Source organism: Acinetobacter pittii ANC 4050 (assembly GCF_000399685.1).
In the GTDB taxonomy this organism is placed as follows: Bacteria; Pseudomonadota; Gammaproteobacteria; order Pseudomonadales; family Moraxellaceae; genus Acinetobacter; species Acinetobacter pittii_E.
On record NZ_KB976987.1, the window covers coordinates 1,030,033 to 1,052,803 of the forward strand.

The 22,771-nt window shown below is 33.4% G+C and carries 17 protein-coding genes; 12 read left to right on the plus strand and 5 right to left on the minus strand.

The genetic code is table 11. The features are described 5' to 3' along the window. Nucleotides 1-99: 99 nt before the first annotated feature. The 9 genes from F931_RS08680 to actP all read left to right on the plus strand — a co-directional run bounded on the left by F931_RS08680 (nucleotide 100) and on the right by actP (nucleotide 9,764). Nucleotides 100-1,089 (plus strand): phosphotransferase family protein, encoded by a 990-nt coding sequence (locus tag F931_RS08680; protein ID WP_016141011.1) that lies wholly within the window; start codon nucleotides 100-102, stop codon nucleotides 1,087-1,089. After that, the gene (locus tag F931_RS08685) at nucleotides 1,086-1,430 is read left to right on the plus strand and encodes a hypothetical protein (RefSeq protein WP_016141012.1); all 345 of its coding nucleotides are present in this window, start codon (nucleotides 1,086-1,088) and stop codon (nucleotides 1,428-1,430) included. Before F931_RS08680 ends, F931_RS08685 begins: the two co-directional genes overlap by 4 nt. Then, entirely contained in the window at nucleotides 1,423-2,151 is a 729-nt protein-coding gene (locus tag F931_RS08690) for a histidine phosphatase family protein (protein WP_016141013.1), read from the plus strand. Before F931_RS08685 ends, F931_RS08690 begins: the two co-directional genes overlap by 8 nt. Next, on the plus strand, nucleotides 2,148-3,308 hold the full coding sequence (locus F931_RS08695; protein WP_016141014.1) for an acyl-CoA dehydrogenase family protein: 1,161 nt from the start codon (nucleotides 2,148-2,150) through the stop codon (nucleotides 3,306-3,308). Before F931_RS08690 ends, F931_RS08695 begins: the two co-directional genes overlap by 4 nt. An 18-nt stretch (nucleotides 3,309-3,326) precedes the next feature. Next, nucleotides 3,327-4,094, plus strand: a complete 768-nt coding sequence (locus tag F931_RS08700; RefSeq protein WP_016141015.1) for an SDR family NAD(P)-dependent oxidoreductase — start codon at nucleotides 3,327-3,329, stop codon at nucleotides 4,092-4,094. A 23-nt stretch (nucleotides 4,095-4,117) separates the two neighbouring features. Next, complete coding sequence (locus F931_RS08705) at nucleotides 4,118-6,001, plus strand: sigma 54-interacting transcriptional regulator (protein ID WP_016141016.1); 1,884 nt, start codon at nucleotides 4,118-4,120, stop codon at nucleotides 5,999-6,001. Nucleotides 6,002-6,145: 144 nt separating this feature from the next. After that, a complete protein-coding gene (locus F931_RS08710) occupies nucleotides 6,146-7,780 on the plus strand; it encodes a long-chain-fatty-acid--CoA ligase (protein ID WP_016141017.1) in 1,635 nt (544 codons plus the stop codon). 27 nt (nucleotides 7,781-7,807) lie between these two features. Then, the gene (locus tag F931_RS08715) at nucleotides 7,808-8,119 is read left to right on the plus strand and encodes a DUF485 domain-containing protein (RefSeq protein ID WP_016141018.1); all 312 of its coding nucleotides are present in this window, start codon (nucleotides 7,808-7,810) and stop codon (nucleotides 8,117-8,119) included. Further along, entirely contained in the window at nucleotides 8,112-9,764 is a 1,653-nt protein-coding gene (gene actP / locus F931_RS08720; protein WP_016141019.1) for a cation/acetate symporter ActP, read from the plus strand. Before F931_RS08715 ends, actP begins: the two co-directional genes overlap by 8 nt. A gap of 535 nt (nucleotides 9,765-10,299) precedes the next feature. Here the strand turns inward: actP and F931_RS08725 are convergent. Then, nucleotides 10,300-10,536: a VF530 family protein gene (locus F931_RS08725; RefSeq protein ID WP_016141020.1), complete on the minus strand. Its 237-nt coding sequence runs from the start codon at nucleotides 10,534-10,536 to the stop codon at nucleotides 10,300-10,302. 302 nt (nucleotides 10,537-10,838) lie between these two features. On the opposite strand from F931_RS08725, the gene F931_RS08730 reads away from it, so the two are divergent. From F931_RS08730 to F931_RS08740, 3 genes are all read left to right on the plus strand, one after another. Next, nucleotides 10,839-11,648, plus strand: a complete 810-nt coding sequence (locus F931_RS08730) for a deaminase (RefSeq protein ID WP_016141021.1) — start codon at nucleotides 10,839-10,841, stop codon at nucleotides 11,646-11,648. A gap of 310 nt (nucleotides 11,649-11,958) precedes the next feature. After that, nucleotides 11,959-15,036, plus strand: a complete 3,078-nt coding sequence (locus F931_RS08735) for a DEAD/DEAH box helicase (RefSeq protein WP_016141022.1) — start codon at nucleotides 11,959-11,961, stop codon at nucleotides 15,034-15,036. Between the two features lie 70 nt (nucleotides 15,037-15,106). Then, the gene (locus tag F931_RS08740; RefSeq protein WP_155237653.1) at nucleotides 15,107-16,750 is read left to right on the plus strand and encodes a hypothetical protein; all 1,644 of its coding nucleotides are present in this window, start codon (nucleotides 15,107-15,109) and stop codon (nucleotides 16,748-16,750) included. A 25-nt stretch (nucleotides 16,751-16,775) separates the two neighbouring features. Here the strand turns inward: F931_RS08740 and F931_RS08745 are convergent, their stop codons facing one another. From F931_RS08745 to F931_RS08760, 4 genes are read right to left on the minus strand one after another with little or no spacing between them, the layout of a single operon-like run. Continuing rightward, nucleotides 16,776-17,213: a hypothetical protein gene (locus F931_RS08745; RefSeq protein WP_016141024.1), complete on the minus strand. Its 438-nt coding sequence runs from the start codon at nucleotides 17,211-17,213 to the stop codon at nucleotides 16,776-16,778. A 1-nt stretch (nucleotide 17,214) separates the two neighbouring features. Beyond that, nucleotides 17,215-19,539, minus strand: coding sequence for a hypothetical protein (locus F931_RS08750; protein ID WP_016141025.1), 2,325 nt, complete (start codon nucleotides 19,537-19,539; stop codon nucleotides 17,215-17,217). After that, complete coding sequence (locus F931_RS08755) at nucleotides 19,529-21,124, minus strand: site-specific integrase (RefSeq protein ID WP_016141026.1); 1,596 nt, start codon at nucleotides 21,122-21,124, stop codon at nucleotides 19,529-19,531. Before F931_RS08755 ends, F931_RS08750 begins: the two co-directional genes overlap by 11 nt. Further along, nucleotides 21,117-22,466, minus strand: coding sequence for a site-specific integrase (locus F931_RS08760; protein WP_016141027.1), 1,350 nt, complete (start codon nucleotides 22,464-22,466; stop codon nucleotides 21,117-21,119). Before F931_RS08760 ends, F931_RS08755 begins: the two co-directional genes overlap by 8 nt. Between the last annotated feature and the right edge of the window lie 305 nt (nucleotides 22,467-22,771).

Below are 22,771 nucleotides of genomic sequence, written 5' to 3' on the forward strand. Positions count from 1 at the left end.
CATATTTGAAATGATTTTTGTTTTTTAAATGTTTGAATTTTAATACAAAAATAGTGGCATGCAATTTGCTCCAATGCATATAGTTACAAGGAGTGAATAATGAATGCTAACCATATACTGCAATTGAGCGGCCTGTTGCAGGAAAATTTGGGGTTAATTCCTCATGAGATTCAGTTAAAAAAGATGAGTGGTGGGGCTATTCAAGAAAATTGGCTCGTTCAAACTCAAGATTTTGCTTTAGTTCTGCGAAAAAATGCTGAGTCGAGCGTAGAAGCCAGTTCAGATCGGGAACAAGAGTATTTACTTTTAGATCGCCTATATCATTTTGGAATTAAAGTGCCACAGCCGCTTTATTTTGAAAAATCACCTAACTTTTTAAATAGTGATTTCTTCATTATGAAAAAAATTGATGGTGTAACAGAAGGCCATAAATTAGTTCGAATTGCTGAAGAAGAAAAACGAAAAAAAATTACTCAAGAAATTGGTAAACAACTGGCTTTAATACATGCCATTCAATCAGATGAAATATTAGAAAAATTACTTCCTAAACCGAATAAAGATCAATATCTAGAGAAAAAACTTAAAAGTTTTATAGAGCAGCTAGATAGCTTGAAAAGACATCGTCCAATTCTTGAGTATGCCATTCAATGGATGTTCAACAATATTCCAAAAGTAGATGATCTGGTGTTAGTCCATGGTGATTACCGCATAGGCAACATCATGATTAATGATGATCAGATTTCTGGAATTTTAGATTGGGAGTTTACTCAGTGGGGCGACCGTAGAGAAGACATAGGTTGGTTTACCTCTAAATGCTGGCGTTTTGGTCAAGATGAAAATATAGCAGGGGGAATAGGTTCATATAAGGACTTTGCCAAAGCCTATGCGGAAATTTCCGATATTTATATTCCTGAATTTGAAATGAAGTTCTGGCATTTGCTGTCTCATGTTCGATGGGCAATTATTGCCTTGCAACAGTCTGACCGAAACAATGAAATGACTACTCCATCACTTGAACTAGCCCTAACGGAATTTTTAGTTCCCCGCCTTGAAAAGAATATCTTGGAAATATTGGGAGAAAAAGAATGAAAGAGCAAAAAATGATTGACCTGATCAAAGCGAGTCAAGCCGTGATCAAGAATGAGCTTTTACCGCAATCGGACAGTCAGAAATATAACTTGTTAATGCTGATGCGAAGCTTTGAAATTTTGCAGGCTTATATTTTGCAAAAGGAAACTTGTTCATTACATAACTCAGGAATTTTGCAAGATTATTTTTCTTTTCCGATCAAAGATGTTGATGAGGCTATTCAATTGTTTATTGCCGATATACGTGAGGGTAAACAATCTGAGCGTACATTTGAAATATTAAAAGCTCTTAATTCTGAAGATCTAAAAATTACTGAACCCAAGGTGGCTCATCATGGATAAGTATCGGCTACGTATTTATTTAGTTCGGCATGGGCACGTTTCATATTTTGATGCAGATAAGAACCCGATTAATCCTAAGTTTGCACAGTTATCTCAACGTGGAATAGAACAAATACAAGGTTTAGCGCATCAATTACGCGATATTAATTTTGAAAAAATTTATTCGTCTACTATGCCTCGTTCAATACAAACCGCAGAGATTTTGAATAGCTATCAAAACGAGCCTAAAGACATTATGTCATTTGATGATATTCGAGAAATTAAAGCAGGGCGTTTAAGGGAAATTTCTTCTGATCGCGCTGAACTGGAAATCAAAAAGGCCTATCAATTCTATAAAAACAATCTTGAATTGTTTGTACAAGGTGAAAGCTGGTCTCTCTTTATTAATCGTGTATTGGCATGGTTTGAAAAGTTAATTTTAACGGCGAACAAAGACCAGAATATTCTGATTTCTTCGCACGATATTGTGAACAGAATACTCATTAATTGGGTATATGGGCATGACTGCAAAGATGTCTATTCGCAGGAGCAGGATTATGGCTGTTTAAATATTCTTGATTTAAAGATTGAAAATCAAATTGTCATAAGTAAACGAATCAAACTCCAGAACTTCACTGCATATAATCTGATTAAAAATGACCTATTTAATAGCGCTATGGATGATGTGTATGAAACTTATATCGCGACCCAAGGTTTTAAATTAAAGGAGCTCAGCTCATGATTACGCTATCTAATGAATTATTAGAATTACAAAAGAAAGTAAGAGAATTTATCCAACAAGAGGTGATCCCATTAGAAAATGATCCTCGTCAAGATAGCCATGGGCCTAGTGAAGCTTTGCGCAGTGAATTAGTGAGTCGTGCACGCCGTTGGGGACTACTTACCCCTCATGCAAGTCAGGAAATGGGCGGACTTGGATGGTCGCACTTACAAAAGGCTGTGGCTTTCGAAGAAGCGGGTTATTCTGCTTTAGGTCCTATTGCTTTAAATATTCATGCGCCTGATGAAGGAAATATTCATCTATTAGATGCTGTTGCAAATGATGTACAAAAAGAAAGATGGTTAAGAAAACTGGTAGCTGGAGAAATTAGATCTTGCTTTGCTATGACGGAACCTGCACCGGGTGCTGGCTCAGATCCATCTATGCTTCAAACAACCGCAATTGCTGATGGCGATGATTACGTTATTAATGGGCGTAAATGGTTAATTACAGGAGCAGAAGGAGCAAGTGTCGCTATTATTATGGCAAAGATGGAAGACGGCACTGCTTCTATGTTTTTAACAGATACGGATGTTGAAGGATTTATATTGGAAAAAAGTATGAATGCTATGGATTCATGTTTTTCGGGAGGACATGGCATTTTACGCTTTGAGAACTTACGAATACCTAAAGAAAATGTCTTGGGTGAAATTGGTAAAGGCTTTAAATATGCTCAAGTTCGCCTCGCCCCAGCTCGTTTAACCCATTGCATGAGATGGTTAGGACAAGCCAAGAGAGCACATGATATTGCTACTCAATATGCACGAGAACGGCAATCTTTTGGCAAGAGATTAGGAGACCACCAAGGCGTTGGTTTTATGCTTGCTGACAATGAAATGGATATTTTAACGACTCGATTAGCCGTTCATTATTGTGCACAGGTTTTAGATTTGGGCGAGAAAGGAAATTATGAGTCGAGCCTAGTTAAAGTGATCAGCTCTGAAGGTATATGGCGTGTGGTGGATCGGTCAGTTCAGATTTTAGGTGGACAGGCCATGACGGATGAATCAGTAGTCTGCAAGATTTTTAAAGATGCACGCGGTTTCAGAATCTATGATGGAGCAAATGAAGTTCATCGCATGAGCATTGCTAAAAAGCTATTAGGGAAGCAGGCATAATAAAGCAGGGATAAGAGAATGAATATTTTTGATGTAAAAGATAAATATATTTTAATTACGGGTGCTTCGAGTGGTTTGGGTCATCATATGGCTGAATTGTTTGCTAAGGAAGGCGCTCATATTGTCATTTGTGCCAGACGGCTAGAACGATTGAAAGAGTTAGAGAGCTATATCAAAAATGAATATGGCGTACAAGTTCATACTTTTTCATTAGATATAAATGACCGTTTAGCTGTAAAAGATATGCTTAATAATCTAGAAGCAGAAGGAATCACAATAGATGTGTTAATTAATAATGCTGGTGTGAGTGATACCAAGCGTTTCTTAGATTATAACGATGAAGACTGGGATAAGATTGTAGATACTAACCTCAAAGCCCCTTGGCAATGTACACAAGAAGTTGTGCAGCATATGATTAAGGTTGGACAACAAGGATCAATCATCAACATTACGTCAATTTTATCTCAGTCTACAAATCTTGGTGTTAGCCCGTACTGTGCGTCAAAAGCTGGATTACGCCATTTAACAGAAGTAATGGCAGTAGAGTTAGCTAGGTTTGGTATAAATGTAAATGCCATCGCTCCAGGTTATATGATTACTGAAATTAATGAAGAATATTTAACCAGTGAGGCAGGGCAACAGCTTTTAAAAAAGATTCCTACAAGGAAGTTTGTAGAATTTGATGATTTAAATGGGCCTTTACTATTACTTGCTTCGCAAGCTGGTCAAGGCATCACAGGCATCGAAATTAAAGTCGACGGCGGTCATAGTTCTGCCCCTATATAAAACGTTTTTTAATGGAGTAAAAAATGCTAAATCGAAAACCAATTAATATTTTGGTCACCTATATTAAAAAACCTAATATTAATGGTTTTCGTTCTTTGGTTGAGCAAGCTATAAAAGAAGTAGATTCTGATGAAATTGATTTGGTGGAATGCCATATTTCTGATGTACAAGATGTTGCTCAAACCTTAGTAGAAAATGGCTGTCAGATTCTTCTTTGTACGGGAGCCACAGCAAGTTTTCTACAAAAGAAATTAAATATTGATATACAGGTTATTCGAACCGGAACTTTTGATGTTATTCAGGCTATATCAAATTTAAAACAATATAAGCGCATCGCTTTGGTTGGGAATACGTCTACTGTCGATCTTGAAAATTATTCGGATATTTTTGCTTTAGACATACAACAATTTAACTATGACTCATATTTAGATGCCAAGAAAACCATTCATTTAATTAAGAAGCAAGGCTTTGACGCCATTATTGGTTCGCCTGTTGCAGTAGAGCTGGCACTGAATGAAAATCTAGTCGGGCACTTAGCCATTAGTGTGCCATCTTTAAAAGACTTGCTGCAAAATGCCTTACGTACCCTTGAAAAGATTCGCAGAGAACAGTATTCAACTTTGCGTTTAACCGAGATCTTTAACCATTTAAATGAAGGCATTTGTTTTATCACAAAACAAAAAAAGATTTCTTTAATTAATAACTCCATGAGTGCTTTACTCGAAAAAGATCCTTCAGATGTTTTGAACAAATCTGCTTTAGAAATTTTTGAAGGATTAAACTTTGATATCGACCAAGAAAACAGTCATCAACTCGTTCAATTTAAAAATTTAAAACTTGCTGTATATATTTCCAAATTAAAAAATGACTACATAGATGGCTATATCTTAAGAGTGCAGGAACTAAACGCATTAGAGCAGTCTAATAGTCAGTTTAGAAAGGTTTCATCAAAGAATTTTAATACAAGATATACCTTTGACCAGATCTTGACGCAAAATCCCAATTTTCAACAAATCATTAAGTTATCAAAAGCATATGCAAAAACTGATAGTACCATTCTCATTACAGGTGAAAGTGGTACAGGTAAAGAGGTTTTAGCACAAAGTATTCATAACCATAGCAGTCGTTATAAAGCACCATTTGTTGCAATCAACTGTGCATCTTTTCCAGAAAGCTTGTTAGAAAGCGAGTTATTTGGTTATGAAGAAGGTGCCTTTACTGGAGCGAAGAAAAATGGGCGTATTGGCCTCATTGAAGCGGCTCATACGGGTACGCTTTTTTTAGATGAAATTGGAGATATGCCATTACATCTACAAACTAGATTTTTACGAGTCTTACAAGAAAGACAAATTAACCGCTTAGGCTCAGTGGTGAGTCATCATTTAGATATACGTGTGATTGCTGCAACTCATGCGAACTTAGAAGAGTTAGTACGAAATGGAACCTTTCGGGCAGATCTCTACTATCGTTTAAATATTTTAAGAGTGTATACGCCGTCTTTAAAAGAACGAAAAGAAGATATCTTGTATTTAGCAAATTCCTTTCTAGAGAAATATAGAAAATCATTAGATGATTTGCCAAATATTTTACAGAAGGCTTTTTTATACTATTCTTGGCCGGGCAATATCCGTGAACTTGAAAATATTGTTGAAAGAATCAATGTGCTGTTACAGCTTGATCAGGAAATTTTAACTCCAGAATTTTTAAAGCAACAATTACCAGAGCTATTTCAGCCGCAAATAAATCAAACTGCACAACCTTTATTAAAAGAAGTAAAGGTAAATCAGGAATTGAGTCTAATTGAACAAATACTTGCCGAAGTAGATGGCGATTTAGACCTTGCTGCACAAAAACTTGGAATTAGCCGGACTACATTGTGGCGTAGAATGAAGTTAATAAATAATTAATTTCAAAATTGAAATTTTTTCAAAAAAGAAAAATAATAACTTGTAATAAGTTTTTGAAAATAATAATAAAAATATTTGGCACCATAGTTGCATTGACTCATATAAGCATCTGAATCAGTTGCTAAATTGTGTGAGGAAATAAGAATGACGAATGGATTAATGATGCATTGTAATTTAAATATTACTTCAATAATGCAGCATGCTTTGACAGTTTATGCAGATCAAGAAATTGTATCCTTAAAGGCAGATGGGGTCACTAAGCATCGATATACATATAAAGATGCTTTCGGGCGAGTTGCTCAGTTTGCCAATGTATTAAATCGATTAGGTGTAAGTCCTGATGCTAAAGTCGGAACAATGGCATGGAACTCATATCAGCACTTTGAATTACATTATGCCATCCCATGTACGGGAAGAATTTATCATACAATTAATCCTAAATTGGCAGCTGAACAATTAATTCAAATTATCAATTCTGCTCAAGATGAAGTACTTATTATTGAGCCTGATTGTTTAGCATTGCTTGATTCTATTTATGAAAATATAAAGCCAGTCATAAAGCATTTTATCGTGCTAGGCGATCCTAATAGAGATCTACAAGCAAAATTTGATTTTATGTTTTATGAAGAGATCATTGCTTCAGAACAGCCTGAATATGATTGGCCAGATATTCCGGAACAACGTGCAAGTGGACTTTGCTATACATCTGGTACAACAGGTGATCCCAAGGGTGTTCTTTATTCACATCGTAGTACGGTATTACATGCGTTAATACTCGCTATGCCAAATGCGATTGGCTTAACGCATGACAGCTGTATTATGCCATTGGTGCCTCTTTATCATATTAGTGCATGGGGAATGCCATTTAACGCCGTTTTATCTGGGGCAAAAATTGTTTGGCCTCATTCATTTGCCGGTCAGACTGAGAAAATTTTCAATTTGATCCAATCAGAGCACGTCGATATTTCTATGGCTGTTCCTACCATCTGGAATTCTTTTAAAAATTATCTTGAAGATCACCATATTTCATCAGTCAGTTTAAAACGTGCGATTTCTGGTGGCTCCGCTGCACCATATTCGCTAATTGAGTCCTTGAGCCAATATGGCGTTGCTGTTGAAAATGCTTGGGGAATGACTGAAACCAGTTCAATGGGAACTTGTAATCGATTAGATCAAATCAAAAACAATATTGAAACTCAATCGATTAAGTGCGGTAAACCTATCTTTGGCCTTCAAATGAGATTACGTGATGAGAATCATAAACTACTTCCTCACGATGGTGTTCATGAAGGCATTTTAGAAGTAAGAGGACATACGATTGCTGAGCAATATATTAATCAGCCTAAAACCTTAGATGAAAATAATACATGGTTTGATACAGGAGATATCGCGTGCATAGATGAATATGGATATATGCATATTACAGACCGTGCCAAAGATATGATTAAGTCAGGAGGAGAGTGGGTAAGTAGTGTTGAAGTCGAAAATGCAGCAATGGGGTATGAAAAAGTTGCTGAAGCCGCTGTTATTGCTGCCAATCATCCAAAATGGGGTGAACGCCCACTTTTAATATTAGTGCCAAAATCTCCACAACAAATTATTGAACATGAGGAAATTGTAGTTTTCCTATCCTCTAAATTACATAAATGGGCCATTCCTTCGGCAACGATATTAGTAGAAGAAATACCTCATACACCGACTGGAAAAATCAGTAAAAAGATATTGAGAGAACGGTATCACGACTATTTCATCAATAGTGCTTTTGCTGAATGTAAATAATGATCTACATAAAAAAGGATTTTTTATATGAAGTATTCTCAGGAAGCAAACATCGTCTTAGATACTAAATTTAAAAAGATGGTGAAGCAAAGAAACCGATTCGCTGTTTTTTTAAGTTTAATCGTACTTAGCATTTATTTTATTTTTATGGGAACAGCCACATTTCGACCTGAGTTGCTTGCAATGCCATTAGAAGCAAGCAAGGTCACAGTTGGTTTGCCTATCGCTGCAATTGTTATTGTATCAAGCTGGCTAATAACCGGCTTATATATCTTCATTACAAATCAATATTTTGACAAACAAAAAGAAAAATTAAGAAAGGAATACCGTTATGAATAAATATATAGCTTTTACCATGCTCGCTTTACTTAGCTCGGGTGCTTGGGCGGCTCCAAGTGAGCCAAGAAACTGGACTGCAATCATCATGTTTGCATGCGTAGTTGGTATTTCATTGCTTATTACCTTTAAAGCTGCCAAGAAAACCGTATCAAAAGAAGATTTTTATACGGCTGGTAATGCAATTTCTGCTAAACAAAATGGTCTGGCAATTGCTGGAGACTACATGTCGGCATCAACCTTACTTGGTATTTCAAGTATGGTTTTCTTCAAAGGTTATGATGGCTTTATCTATGTGACTGGCTTTTTTGTTTGCTGGCCCATTTTAACTTTCTTGATGGCTGAGAGACTGAGAAACCTTGGAAAATATACTTTTGCCGATATTGTCTCGTACAGACTAGATCCGCAAAGAACGCGTATTTTAGCAACTTGTGGCTCGCTCATCGTGGTGTGTTGCTACTTAATTTTGCAAATGGTGGGAGCAGGCCAGCTTATTAAATTACTGTTTGGATTAGATTATAAAATTGCTGTCATTCTTGTTGGCTGTTTAATGCTGGTATATGTCATTTTTGGAGGAATGCTTGCTACAACGTGGATACAGATTGTTAAAGCAATTCTTTTACTCTTTGGTGGAACAGTTTTAGTATTTCTGGCATTTAAAGCATTTGGTTTCAGTCTAAATAATATGGCTACGTCAGCCGTTAATGCACATAAACTTGGACAAAAAGTCTTAGAACCAGGACCAATGCTATCAAACCCAATTAATACGTTATCTATGTCTATCGGTTTAATTTTTGGTTTAGCAGGTTTACCACATATTCTTATGCGCTTTTTTACAGTACCAAATGCTGCTGAAGCACGCCGTTCAGTATTTTACGCTTCTGGCTATATTGGATATTTCTTTATTGTAGTCTGTATTTTAGGTTTGGCTTCAATCGCTATAGTAGGCACTAATCCACACTATTTTGTAGATGGACAATTAGGTGGTGACCTCATTGGTGGTAGTAATATGGTTGCGATGCATCTAGCAAAGGCGCTTGGTGGAAATTTATTACTTGGCTTTTTATCTGCTGTAGCATTTGCAACAATCTTGGCGGTTGTTGCTGGTTTGGCATTGGCTGGAGCTTCAGCAATTTCTCATGATTTATTTCAAAAAGTCATTAAGAAAGGCAAAGCAACTGAAAAACAAGAAATGATTGTATCTCGTCTTTCTGTCGTAGTTTTAGGTGTGATCGCAATAGCATGTGGAATCTTATTTGAAAAAATGAATATTGCTTTCTTAATGGGTCTCACGTTCGGTATTGCTGCTTCAGCTAACTTTCCTGTACTTATTCTTTCTATGTATTGGAAAGATTTGACCACTCGAGGAGCTATATATGGTGGTTTTACAGGGATTATTTCTGCAATTATTTTCGTAGTTTTATCTCCGACAGTTTGGGTTGGAGTATTAGGGCATGAAAAAGCCATATTTCCATTTGATAATCCTGCATTATTTTCAATGCCATTAGCATTTTTGGTCAGTATATTCTTTTCATTAACCGATAAAAGCGCTAGAGCTGTGCTGGATAGACAAGGATTTGAATTACAGGTTGTACGTTCTGAGCTAGGAGCGCAGCAAAGTATAGTAGATAAAATTCCTTTACATTAAACAGAAAAGCCCACGAAAGTGGGTTTTTTATGGCAACTCATAAAGATAGTGAGTGGCATAGCTCACTAGGGTAAATTAAGAATTAATGACAATTTTAGAGAAAGCTTCCTAGAGAATTATTCTGGTTAAGATTAGAAATAGGGTTAACCCAATTTAAATGGTTAACAGTGTCACAGCTTGGTAAGTTGCTTGAGCAACAGATACAGTTGTGAGTAAGCTCAGAATTCAGTGCAGTAAAGAATAAAACAGCGTAGCAGCAACATAGAGAGTGAAGCCTTATATATGGTAGGTTTCCAAATATCTTATTTAACTTATGTTCACCTAGAATCTAATTCACAATTAAATTTATGTTTAATAAACAATAAATTTAATTACTTAGGGCATTAAAATTATAACTTATAAAATATTTAGTTCATGAACCTAGCTATGAATACATATTTTCCTACTAAAAAGGTCTTAAGAATAGACTAAATTTGTCTAGGAGAGTGGTGGCAGTCCACCACTAATTAAAATGCTGAGGCTAGGGTTTTGATGGCTACGATTTCTGTTTGGCTTTTTGGCGTAAGACATACAAATATAAGTTTTCTACTTTTTCACGTGCCCATGGTGTGGTACGTAAGAATCGCAATGATGATTTAACACTTGGATCTATACAAAAACATCTAATTTCAATTTTACGACTTAAGCCCTCAAAGCCACCGTAGTAATCCAATAACTCATCCAAAATGTCAGCAAGTTTTTTGCCATGTAAAGGGTCATTGGAGGTGTTCATAATAGATCAACCATATTTTGGGAGACCATCATTATAACCTGAGCGAGTTGAAATAGGTCAGCATCACAAGGCTTATGCATCAAAGCCATGATTGCATAAGCCTTTCGAGTAGCGATCTGATTTCTGCATAACTTATATCATGTTACTTGGAATACTCAGCAACGTGAATTATGATCGTAGAGATTCAGGTTGCTGAGCTGTGGCAACAAACAGTGTTGTGTAGGCTACAGTCTTAGATATTCTATTTAACATAAAATGAAGTTATGCGACACAATGACTTTTATTGATACATTAAGGTTGCTATGCAAAAAAAATATTCAAGATCAGATTTTATGAGATTAGCAATAGAAGAGCACCTTAAATGTAAACAGTTTCCTAGAGTGGGAGTTGTGGTTTCAAAAGATGGTATTTTATTAGCCACAGGTTATCGAGGAGAGACTAGCAATGTTCATGCTGAAAGAGTCGCTCTAAGAAAATTACAGTCAGAGGACATACAAGGAGCTACAGTTTATACAACCTTAGAACCTTGTGTTGCATTGCATGATGAACAACAAATAGAGTCCTGTGCTGATTTATTAATAAATTCTGGTGTAAAAGAAGTTGTGATAGGGGTGTTAGATCCAAATGGTACGATATATTCGCAAGGTTTTAGAAAGTTATTGGAAAACAATATAAATGTTAGTTTTTTCAATAGAAGACTCAGGCAGGCAGTAGAAGAAGAGACTTTTGAATTTGGAGATATTGGAAAAATTATTGGCTGCGGAAAAAGAAGAATACCTGTTGTTGGTAGTGGAATTGAGCTTAAGGTTCAGTTTAGCGAACAAGATACTAGAACAATTAATATTCGGTGGAATACTTTGCAATTTCGCTCAGGTTGTGTAGATCTTCTAAGTGACGATAATGGCGGTGTAAGATATGCCTCTGGCGCTAGAGCTTTTAGTGATATTACTGATCCTATGGTTTTTAGATTCGAAAGCCACGTTGCGAGAATGCGAAAGGGTATGATTGCCATTGTTAAACCAAAAAACTCAACATTTTATGTTCTCATAGAACTTATTGAAATTTTTGAAAATGATATCCTTTTTAAATGGGAAGTCCGTAATGATAGATAAAAAGTTCTAAAGTCTTAATAAAAAAGAATCCACGCTATCTAATGGTGGACTCTAGTCCGGTACTAAGCTGTAGCACCAACAGCGTTGTTTAGGCTACAGTTTTAGATATTCTATTTTACTTATGTTTACCTAAAAAATTAGTTTATAATTCTAAGTTTTTAAATTTCAACAATTTATCTAATTTTTTAAGATTTGTGTTAATAATATTCATAAATATAACTTATTACTTTAGTAAAGAAGCATGTATTGTATACTATACGTAAACATAATTTTATGATAAAAATATAATAAAACAGCTACTTAAAAAATTATGATTACAGAAATTAACCATTTGATAAATGAAAAGCTTAGAGCATGTCAACGAATCAGCATAGATACAATAAAACTGTATTTGCAATCAGACTCAGAGAAATCTTGTCTTATTAGTCTTCCGACAGGGGCCGGAAAAAGTGGTGTTATTTGTACAGTTGGCCATTTTAGTACTTTTGAAAAAATTTTAGTTGTTACTCATAGAAGGGCTGTATGTGATCAATTGTATAAGCAATTGAAAGGTAAATTTTTTGAAAAAATATTATTTGAAGAAGAAAATCATAAGCAATTTCTCACTAAAAAGATTTTTAACCAAATCAATGAAGTTGAAGAGAATGGAATTTATTGTACCACCTTTCAAAAAATTATAAGTTTAAATGAAGACGAGTTAGCAGCCCTAGAAACTACATTTAACCTCATACTAATTGATGAAGGGCATGCAGAACCATCCCCTAAATGGGGAACTGCAATCAGAGCATTAAAAGCAAAAAAAGTAATAATTACAGCAACACCATATCGAAATGACCTATTTAGCTTTGATATAGATGCTGAACATAGCTATATTTACACCTATAAACAGGCGATAGATAATCAAGTAATTGTTTCACCTAAATTTGAGACTATTTCTATATCTCAATCCAATGAGAATATTAATGAAGATACTGATTTTTCTCAAATTTATAATAAATTAAATACTATTAAAGAATTACAGCCCGATGCTGTCTGCATTATTAAATGTAAGGAATTTAGTGATATTGAAAAATATTTCTTAAAATTTAATCAATCTTTTAAGACGGTTGCAATTCACGAGCAATTCAAAGATAAAGATATTGATAATACGTTTAGTTATGTACCAGCAGACCTTGCTGAACTAGGTTATGAAGTTCTAATTCACCAACGGAAATTGGATGAGGGGATTGATATACCTGAAGCTAAAGTTTTAATTTTGACTTATCCTGTTGGTAGTGGAAAAGAGCTTGTACAAACTGTTGGCAGAGTAGTAAGAATATATCAAAATTATCAGCCAACAGTTTTAGAAATATCCACTGAAAGCAATAATCATTTATGGAAAAATTATCTTGAATTTGATGATTATATTTCCAATGCAGAATCAGCAAAACGTTTTTTAAATACATTAGATACTGCTCTTTTGGTAGATAATTATCTCGAAGTTTTTCCTGAACATAGTTATTTTGATTCTTGTTATCGGAAAAAATTTAATTTTAAGGATTTTGATCCTCTTACTTCTTTAGAAATTCCTCTTGCATCAGTCTGTTTTTATTATAAATTGAACAATTTTAGTTTGAATGATTGCATTGATAAGCTTTATTGGGAGTTTAGTAGGGAAGGTGCTTTAACTAAGTATGATGTTGAATCAGGTGTTATTACATCTGTTTGTTTTAATAATTCTAAATTTCTTAAAGATAGCTTGTTTTTTGAACCATCTTTAGAAATTATGATAATAAAAGAAATAGGAGACATTATTTCTATTTTTGATAGCAGAGGTAGAAAGTTCAATCACAGAGATGATCTAAAAATTGGTAGAACTATTGATTTAGAAAAATTATTTAGTGTAATAGCTGAAACAGAGAAGACTAGAACAAAACAAGCTAATACAAGAGCACTTCAACTTAGCCAAAATCGGCCTGAAGGTATATTACTTAAAAGCTCTGATCTAGAGGCAATTAATCATTCTCAAGCTAATTCGGCATATGCAGTTACAACTGCAGTAGTATCAAATATTAATGAAAGCGATAAGGTTACCTCTTCTTATTATTTGGGTGTCGGGTCTGGACGAATATGTGATCAAAAAAAGAGTAAATTTACTTATGAAAGATTTATTGAGTGGCTGGATCAAATAAACATAGCTTTTATGAAAAACCAACCAACCAAAAGTCGTTTTCTAAACTCTTTTGCGCAAGCTATAGATGAAGCACCTGAAGAAGAACCTATATCTTGTATATTGGATTTTTCAGAAATTATAGGCACCATAGAAGTGCACTATAATAATTGTATACAGCAAATAGATAATACTTTTATCTATAAAAAATATACAAAAGGAATTTCTTTTTTTAATTTTTATTTTATTTCTAATGATAAATATAATGTTTATTTACCTACTAATAATTTAAATGGTCTTATAACATTTACTTTTGATGAAAAAAAGGGGCTAATAGCACATGGTGTTGGTGATATAGCTTTCTTTATTGATGGTATTGAAATAAATATTAATGAAATTTTTAATAACAAAACTGTGAAATTATTATTTAAAGATGGAACAACTTTTTTATACGGCTCATTTTACAAACACAAACTTCCTGTCGAAAGAAGCCAACTAAATCATAATATCATAAACAACATAATTCCATTAGATTGTTTGTTAGCTAAAGATATGACGGAAAAAGATGAGGATAATTTATCAATTAATTCCTTTGGAAATAAGTCAATTTTCTATTTAATAGATCAAATGTCCAATGTTAGAAATCCACATGTTAGTCTAAATAGTTTAGGTCAATTTTTTCAATATCTACCGAATATAGATCTAATGTTATGTACAGATATGGGGACTGAACCAGCAGATTTTATTTTATCTTCAAAAGATAAGGTTATCTTCGTTCATGTCAAATGTGGAGATAGTTCAATATCTCCACAATCTTCAGCTGGTGCTCTTTGTTTAGTTGGTGGTCAAGCTCTAAAAAATCTACACTTCTTATTGAATAGTAGCCCTTCAAGATACGGCAATATTACAAATATTCGTGGAGCATGGCCTGCACCAAGCGGTAATAAGCATAAAATTTGCCTTAATAGTCGTATTCGATTGTTCAATAAAACATTTGATCTTACCCATTCCTTAGATGATGTAATCGAAACAATTGACAAGCGTAGACAAGATCCATTAGTACGTAAAGAAATATGGTTAGTAATCGGCAATGCTTTTTCACATAAGCATTTTATGTCTCAACTTAATAGTCCAAGTACAGCTAATTCTGAAACAGTTCAAGCATATCAGTTACTAGACACTTGGTTCAGCCAAACATCTAGTCATGATGTGGATATGAAAATATTTGTATCTAATTAATTTATTAGAGATATTGTATATGCTTAATATATGTGAAATTGATAAATTTTTAATTAAAAGAGAAGTGGTTATGCCTTTTAAAGCTAACTATTTCTTCTATGAAAATAAAATTCTTTGCACAAACTCACTTATTGACATGTGTCTACAAATTAAGGATATTACTAATACGGATGATGATTGCAATCAATCTTCTGAATTTTTATTTGCTAACACTATTTTAGCATTTGTAGATAAAGATTATAGTCTGCAACGTGAGAATTCAATTAGGTTGCTATTCAAGAAAGATGAATATATTCCTGTTTCTCTATTAAATGCAATTAATTGTTCCACTGTTTTTTTTGAAAAAAAAGACAATTCAGGTTTGATATTTGATCGGCTTGAAGGTGTTGAGTTAAATGAAGCTCACCCTTATTTTAAGTTTATTTATTATTTATTAGGTGTTGATTCCAATAAAAAAATAGAACCGTATATTAATGCTCTTAAAAAAATGTATGATGGTGATATCGTAGATCAAGAAATTTTGATATATTTTTATGAATATTTTCATGATATTATTAAATCAAAATTAAAAGTTTTGGAAGTATTTACACAGTTTGTTTTTAATAATATTCATAAAGATAAAGTAACTCAAACAATTTGGTTCTTTCTATCCTACTTTAATTTATCAAAAGATGATTCCAAAGCTATAGAGTATGCTAATAATTTTATGGGATCTGCTAATTTAGCTCATACATATTCTTATAATAAAGCACTCTATACAAACACCTTGAGAGCTGCAATTAGAGTTTCAGCGTGGGATGATTTTTTTTATTTTAAATCTCAAGTCGATGGTAAACCAATAGGAAATAGTCAAGAGTTTTTGGAAATTTTTGAGGCTGGTGAGAAAAAATACCTGAAGGAACGAGAGAGATTAGATCATCCTTTACATCCACAAAATATAAAAAAAATTAATCTAGAGAGTATAAATACAGATAATCTTATTTTCCTCGCATGTGTTATATTGAATAGTGGAGAGGATTGGGGAGTCCTATTAAATGAAAATAGATTTAAGTATATTTTTCCATCTAAAGAAATTGTTTATCGGATTCTAAAAAAATTAATATTAACTCATTACTTAAAAATATCTTTGAAGGATTTCAATAATATTGATGATGATGAATTGTATGATTTTAATAAATTAATAAACAATAATAGGTTTCATTTGAATATTGATGGTATCATTGATAGTAAGGAAATTTCCTTATCTTTGATTAAAGAAGAGATAATAAATAGAAGAGATATTAAAGATTCTATTTTGTCAGTATGGAAAATTATTAACATAGGATATTTTTATAGTACTTATGAGTTTTATTTAGATAAAATCACAGACAATTGGGTAGATGATTTTGAACTCAATCAGAATACTATTGAACGAATAGAAACGATACAATCGACAGCAAAAAGATTTTCTTTTACCGCTTATAGTGCTGTGAGTGCAACTGTTTCATTTCATGAACTACGGAGTACAGGGAATAAACACACACAAAATACTCTACTTTACAATATAAATAAATATTTAGATTTTATAGAGAAAGGGGAGGCTGACTATTCTAAACCTCGCTTTCATAAGGCTCCAGTTTTAACCATTGAAATGTTATTTGATGAACTTTTTAATTTATCTCCAGAAACTATATACAATGAAAATATTTCAGTTGATCAATTATCTTTAGAGTGAAAATTTATACAATATTTAAGGAATGCTATTCACGTGAAAGATACTTTTTAAGAAGGTGGGGAGCTAGTAGATGATCTATTTTCAAGTTAGTTCTTAACTTTACCTCTTCTATAATATCTATAAGTGTTTCTGTATTCTGGTGAAGTTGTGACTCCAAATCATCAATTTGTGTGCGTAGATTTTTATTGGTATCCGTAAGTGCCTGTCTTGTCTTTTTATTCACATAAAGTTGCTGCTCTTTGGTTTTTAGATGTAGTGGAGAAATTTGCTCTGATACATATAGAGATATTAGCTTCTTCCGTTCAGCAGAACTCAAAGTACTTAGCCCACCGGATATATAGCCCTTAGCTGCTAGACGGGTATGAAGTGCTTTGTGCGAAATAGGAGATTTTTCAAAACCTTCAACCAACATCATTTGCAATTCTTGTTCGATGACTTCATCTAATTGTTTACCACGTAACATATCATGCTTCCTTAGACTCAATTTTTTGTTGTTCAATGGCGAACAGTTCACTCAATGTAGTTGGCAATTTACTAATCGTATTTTCATAAGGAAAAACAGGGATAGGCGTTAAATTCTTTTGTCTATCAAGTGCTTTAGCTTTTAAATCACTTAAATAAAGAATCTTTTGATGTAAATTTTCCAGCATTTCTCCATAAGAAAAATCATGGGCTAGGATTTTTTCTATATGTTGAAATTGATTCAATAGTTTATTCAAAGTATGTTGAAGGGTTTCTAATTCACCTTTACGACCTGTTAAGGCAAAGTTTCCACATTGATCACCTGACTGGCATGCAAGACGTTTAGGGCAATCATGGACTGCTATTTCACGCATACAGCCGCCAAAAGGTAAGGGGTGTAAATTTGCATGACGCTGCACTAACTCATCTGCATCTTTTTCATTATTCTTCGTTAATTCATTGAACGATTGAGTGATGTCTTCAAAGTATTCATCAAAGAATGATTTTTTAATGTAACTCGCAACTTCATTCTTTGAATCAAAAGATTGTAGGTTCATCTTTAGATTACTTTCTAAATCTAGTTGGGTTGAAAAATACATTAATCCATCATTTTTTACAGAATCAATTGGATACTTCACAGGCTCTTGTTCTGTAGGGAACTCAGAAACAACCAATTCATGCTTTTCAAGAATACTAGCTGCTACTCGATGTTGCTTTAAAGCTAAGTGTTGGTAGTGCTGATTCTGTTTAATATCAACACGACCCATGAGCATTGCTTGTAGATGTTCAGCTAAGCCACTGAGAGCAAGAAAAGTGTTGATATTGTGCCTTGGAATGTGGCTAGTAAGCTTTGAATGCTCAGTCTCATTTTCTAGTAAACTGTACTTTTGGAAAGCAGAAACATTGTTGCTACTTCCCAAAAAACTATTAATGATATTAGCACTTAATGGAATGATATTGGTTTTGTTATAAAAAGCGCGTTGAAGTGTTGCAGATCTATATTCATGGATGAAAAGTATATCTTCGTAAGGTATGTTCTCGATTTTACCTTCATAATTAAAAACATGATTAAGAGGTTGATCTGAATCATAATTAGCGAAAGATCTTATAAAAGTGTCTAAATCTTTTTTTAAATAATATTTTTTAACTTTTGATCCAATTGTTATTTCTTTATAGATAGGTACTTTACTGAGTGTCTTGATTACAACCTCACGACGACCAGCATGTCCTCTGTAATTATCCTTAACTGCAAAGACTGTATCTATCAAATCATCAATCTCTATAAAATCTTCCGAAATTCTATCAATTGATTCCGGTAGAAAGTCCTTACAGTCTTTTGATCTGAGATATAAGATGCGTTCTCTAAACTCTTTTGTAAGTTCTAGGACTGAGGCAAAAATTGTCTCAACTAGGTTCGCTGCTAATGGTTCTACCCAATGTATTCTAAATCCAGCACCTTTGGCGCCATGATATTGGATACCTAGTGTATATTGTTTAACACCATCAATACTTAGATGCTCTTTGGTGACAGGGTCTAAGATAGGTTGTTTGATTAGCGCATCTGTCTTTAGAAGTATGGCTTCGGTAGAACGGAGTCCTGTAATAATAAGTAATAACAATAGATTGAGAACAATCTTTTCGCCATTGGTTTGACATAAACTAATCAATGAAATGATATTAATGAACGTCCGAATAGAAATTAGTTTATCTGTATTGAGATCATCTTCATCCAGGTCAAGTTGGTCAATTAATGCTTTTGTACGTTTTGCATTTGGTGTTCTATTCTGCCTATTGATATATAGATATTTTTGAGAAAACTCTAAGTTTTTCTCAGTAAAACAATAATGATTCAAGAGTTCTTGTAATCTTAAGTATGTGCCTGCATGGTCAGGTAAGTTAGTTTTACTGGCGTTTTCCTTCAAAATTTCAAAAGACTGGTTCAGAGTGGAAGTGGATAGCGTACAAGGGTGGCATGTATTGGGATTCTCATTATATAAAGAGTTATACCAGCGTTTAAGAACTAGAATTTCTGCATATAATTTTTGTGGTGAGGCTTTTGAGTTTGATTTTCTATAACTCAGAACCATTACTGCTTTCATGAACTCTTGATATGTAGGATCTACAAAAAGGCTCTTAACTCCCTTTAACTTTTTGATTGAATTAAATAAAAAGTGGACTCTACCACTTCTAGAAAGCAACCAACCTGAGCCGATAGTTCCCCCATACCAAGCTGAATCATCCCATCTTAATTTGAAAGTTGGTTGGATATTATTCTCAAAAAATTCTCGCTGTTCATTTATAAATACATGGTATTTTTCAAGATTCATGAATACCATCCTTATGCATGTGGCAACGATTTATTACTGATTCTATTTCAAATTTTGTAGATTCATGGACTCTAATCAATGGATTTCTAGAAACACCTATACCATCAGACAGCCTAATCAGATCATTAATTTCACATTGAATACTTTCTAAAACATTGCTGTGATCAGCATCAATGAAAGGATGAAAATATATACACCCATAGCAATTACGGACAGGTTGAAATAAGCATTTGTCATTGTAAGAACAACCACCTATGTCATAATGAATTTTATGCCCAATGTTGCCCATTACTTTTTTCTGTTTCCATTCCTGCTTATAAACTAAACGCCCTGTGAGTAACATAGCGATCATCTGCTTATAAAGAGAATTTCTACCCAAGGCTTGGGCTCTAATTTGTGCTAATTGTGGTGTAGAGAAAATATAATGTCTTGCAGCCACAACTGATGAATGACCTAAAATATATGCTATTTCTTCAGCGGAAGAACCAGCCATAGCTAGGCTATAACCAACATGATGTCTAAAGTCTGAAAAGGAATATTTTTGTCTAATCATTTCTCCAGCTAAAACAGCATCTCGATATGATTCTGGCGAAAAAGCAAATAATTGAGTGTTAATAGCCGTTGAGCAGAAACGAGCTGCATTTTCCCCCATATCGAATAATTTTTCATCCGGATGCAAGTTAAACCTTTCGATATATGAAAGAATAATTTCAGCGACTTCTTCTGGCAGTTTTACAGCTATTTTCTCATGCACATATCTTGCTTGCTTTGCATAGGGAATTAGTACGCTATAGCGATGGAAATTATCGGTAGTACGTGTAGTGTCTACTTTTATATCTTCTACCGACAACTTAGCCAATTGGACAGGTCTAAGTCCTGATACATAGATTAGACCTAATATTGAAGAGTTGATTAAGGTTTGATTAGTGACTTCTAAAGAATCTTGCTTTAATTGATGATTCAATTGGCTAAGACCTTGTTGAATCATGGTAATAGTTGGGTAATCAATAGGATCTTCATATTGTTGATAATACAATTTTGAGTTGAAAGCTGTAGGACGTTCAAGAAATTCTAATTCGTATTCTTGATCAATATCAAAATGTGAAAAATTTTCTAAAAATAATAATTTAACTAGAAATTTCAAGTGGTAATAGTAAGGTGACCTTTCATCTTTTGCCAAATTGCCCAATATCGATTTTAAATTATGATAATCAAGTTTTTGCTTATTGGCTTTCAATATTCTTATGGCATGACTAAAAGCCTGCAATTTAGCTTCAAGTGATGAGGGTGTGTTGACCTGAATGTAATTAGCAAGAAAAAATTTAGCTAGTTTTTTCTCAAATTTACTGAAATTAGAAAAATTTAGCTGAACTCTTTTTCCTGAATAATTAAAGCTCCAAAGATCAGAAGAACTCTGAATAAATTTACTATCAAATTTATCGGCCCTTTGAAATTTAATGATTTCAGGGAGTTGTAATGATTCTATTACGTTAAGGTCATTATCAAAAAAGACTATGAACTCATTAGGCTTTTTATCTATTTTTTCAAAATTTAGACTAAGTTGAGGCATATTTTTATCAATCATAATTTATACTGGAATCTATGATGCGAGCCAAGTTCATAAAATTAGCACGTTCTACAATAAAGCGTTTACCATAATATATGGGCATTGTACTTGTAGGTGACCAGCCACCTAAGGCTCTTAGATCACCCTGTGCTTTTAGCAGAGCATCATTTACACTTTGTTTGAGATCGGAGTAACTAATATTTTCTTTCTTATACTTCTCAAAAGAAAAGCTTAACATCATATAAGCCCAAGAATGTCTACATACGTGTGGGGTTAGACGTTCTATTGAGTCATAAGCTGAAGTATCAAAACATTCAGGTAGCAACGCTTTTAATGACAAATCTACTTGATCAAATATCTTTTTAACACTGGCATAACTTAAAGCAGAGTAGGGAGGCTTTAAGGAAGTAAACAAGATTTGTGAAGGAATTTCTTTTCGTATTTCATTTATATAAATTTGAAGAATTCTATAGTCTCGTTCCTGTAATTTAATTACTCGGTATGAGTATTCATTCTTGATTTTTGGCTTTTTTGATCGATTATCGAATTCATCATCTGTATTTGTAATAATTAAACTAAAGTTATGATTCTGAATTGATTTTTTAATAGAATTGGTTGTTAATAGCATAAGCTCACCAATTCTAAGACCATAGTTAAGCATGAGATGTATGATCAGAAAGTTTCTGAGTTGTACATTTTTTGACTTAAATGGGTTTAAAGTATTGTATTTAGTAGAATTGCTCGGTGAGATAATTAAATACAATCCTTTAATCATCTCATCAGTCATACTTTTGAAAGAATAATTGATTTCACTTTTAATTGTTTTATTAGACTTTGAGAAGTTGTTTATAATTTTTTTCTTTATAGTCATATATTTATTTAAGTTTTCTTTAATTTTTTGGATTTCCTTCGGTGAAAGTTGTGGCTGAGATTGGATAGTTAGATACTCATCAATCAAAAAACTGTAAAACTTTAAGAAGGATCTAAGTCTATGGCCAATTGTAGTGTAGTTAGCATGTTCTGCATTTCTTAATCTTATAAGATTACTTTCAATTTTTTTGTTGTTTTCTAAATAGATAATGAAGTTATCAATTTCACTTTGAATAATTTCAAAGTTGTAGGATGATGAATAGAAAGACTCACAAAAGGAAGTAGTAAACTTTTCAAACCAAAAATCGTACCAAAATTTTAATGCTATCAAATCAGCATGCTGCGTAGAGACACTTTGAAATCTGAGAAATTTCATGGTGTACAGCATAGGGTACAAACATGGAAAAGTTGTATCCATATCAAATAACAGAATAATTTGGTTTTCGTTTGAGACTTTCTTTTCTAAATGAATTGGCTTTAGAGCAAACATAATAAAGTTTATAAAGTATTCTTAAGGTCAACATATCATATTCTTTAAGTAAAATAGAAATTACTTAAGTTATTGAATAGTGGTGAAGGAATGAAAAAGATGAAGTTATTGTTAGGTGTATCGGATTTAACATAATATACATTATACGAACAATTATATAATTCAATAATATATTCTTTTACTTGCTTAATTTCCCTTTAAGAATATCCTTGTAGCTCTGTAGCTCTGTAGCTCTGTAGCTCTGTAGCTCTGTAGCTCTGTAGCTCTGTAGCTCTGTAGCTCTGTAGCTCTGTAGCTCTGTAGCT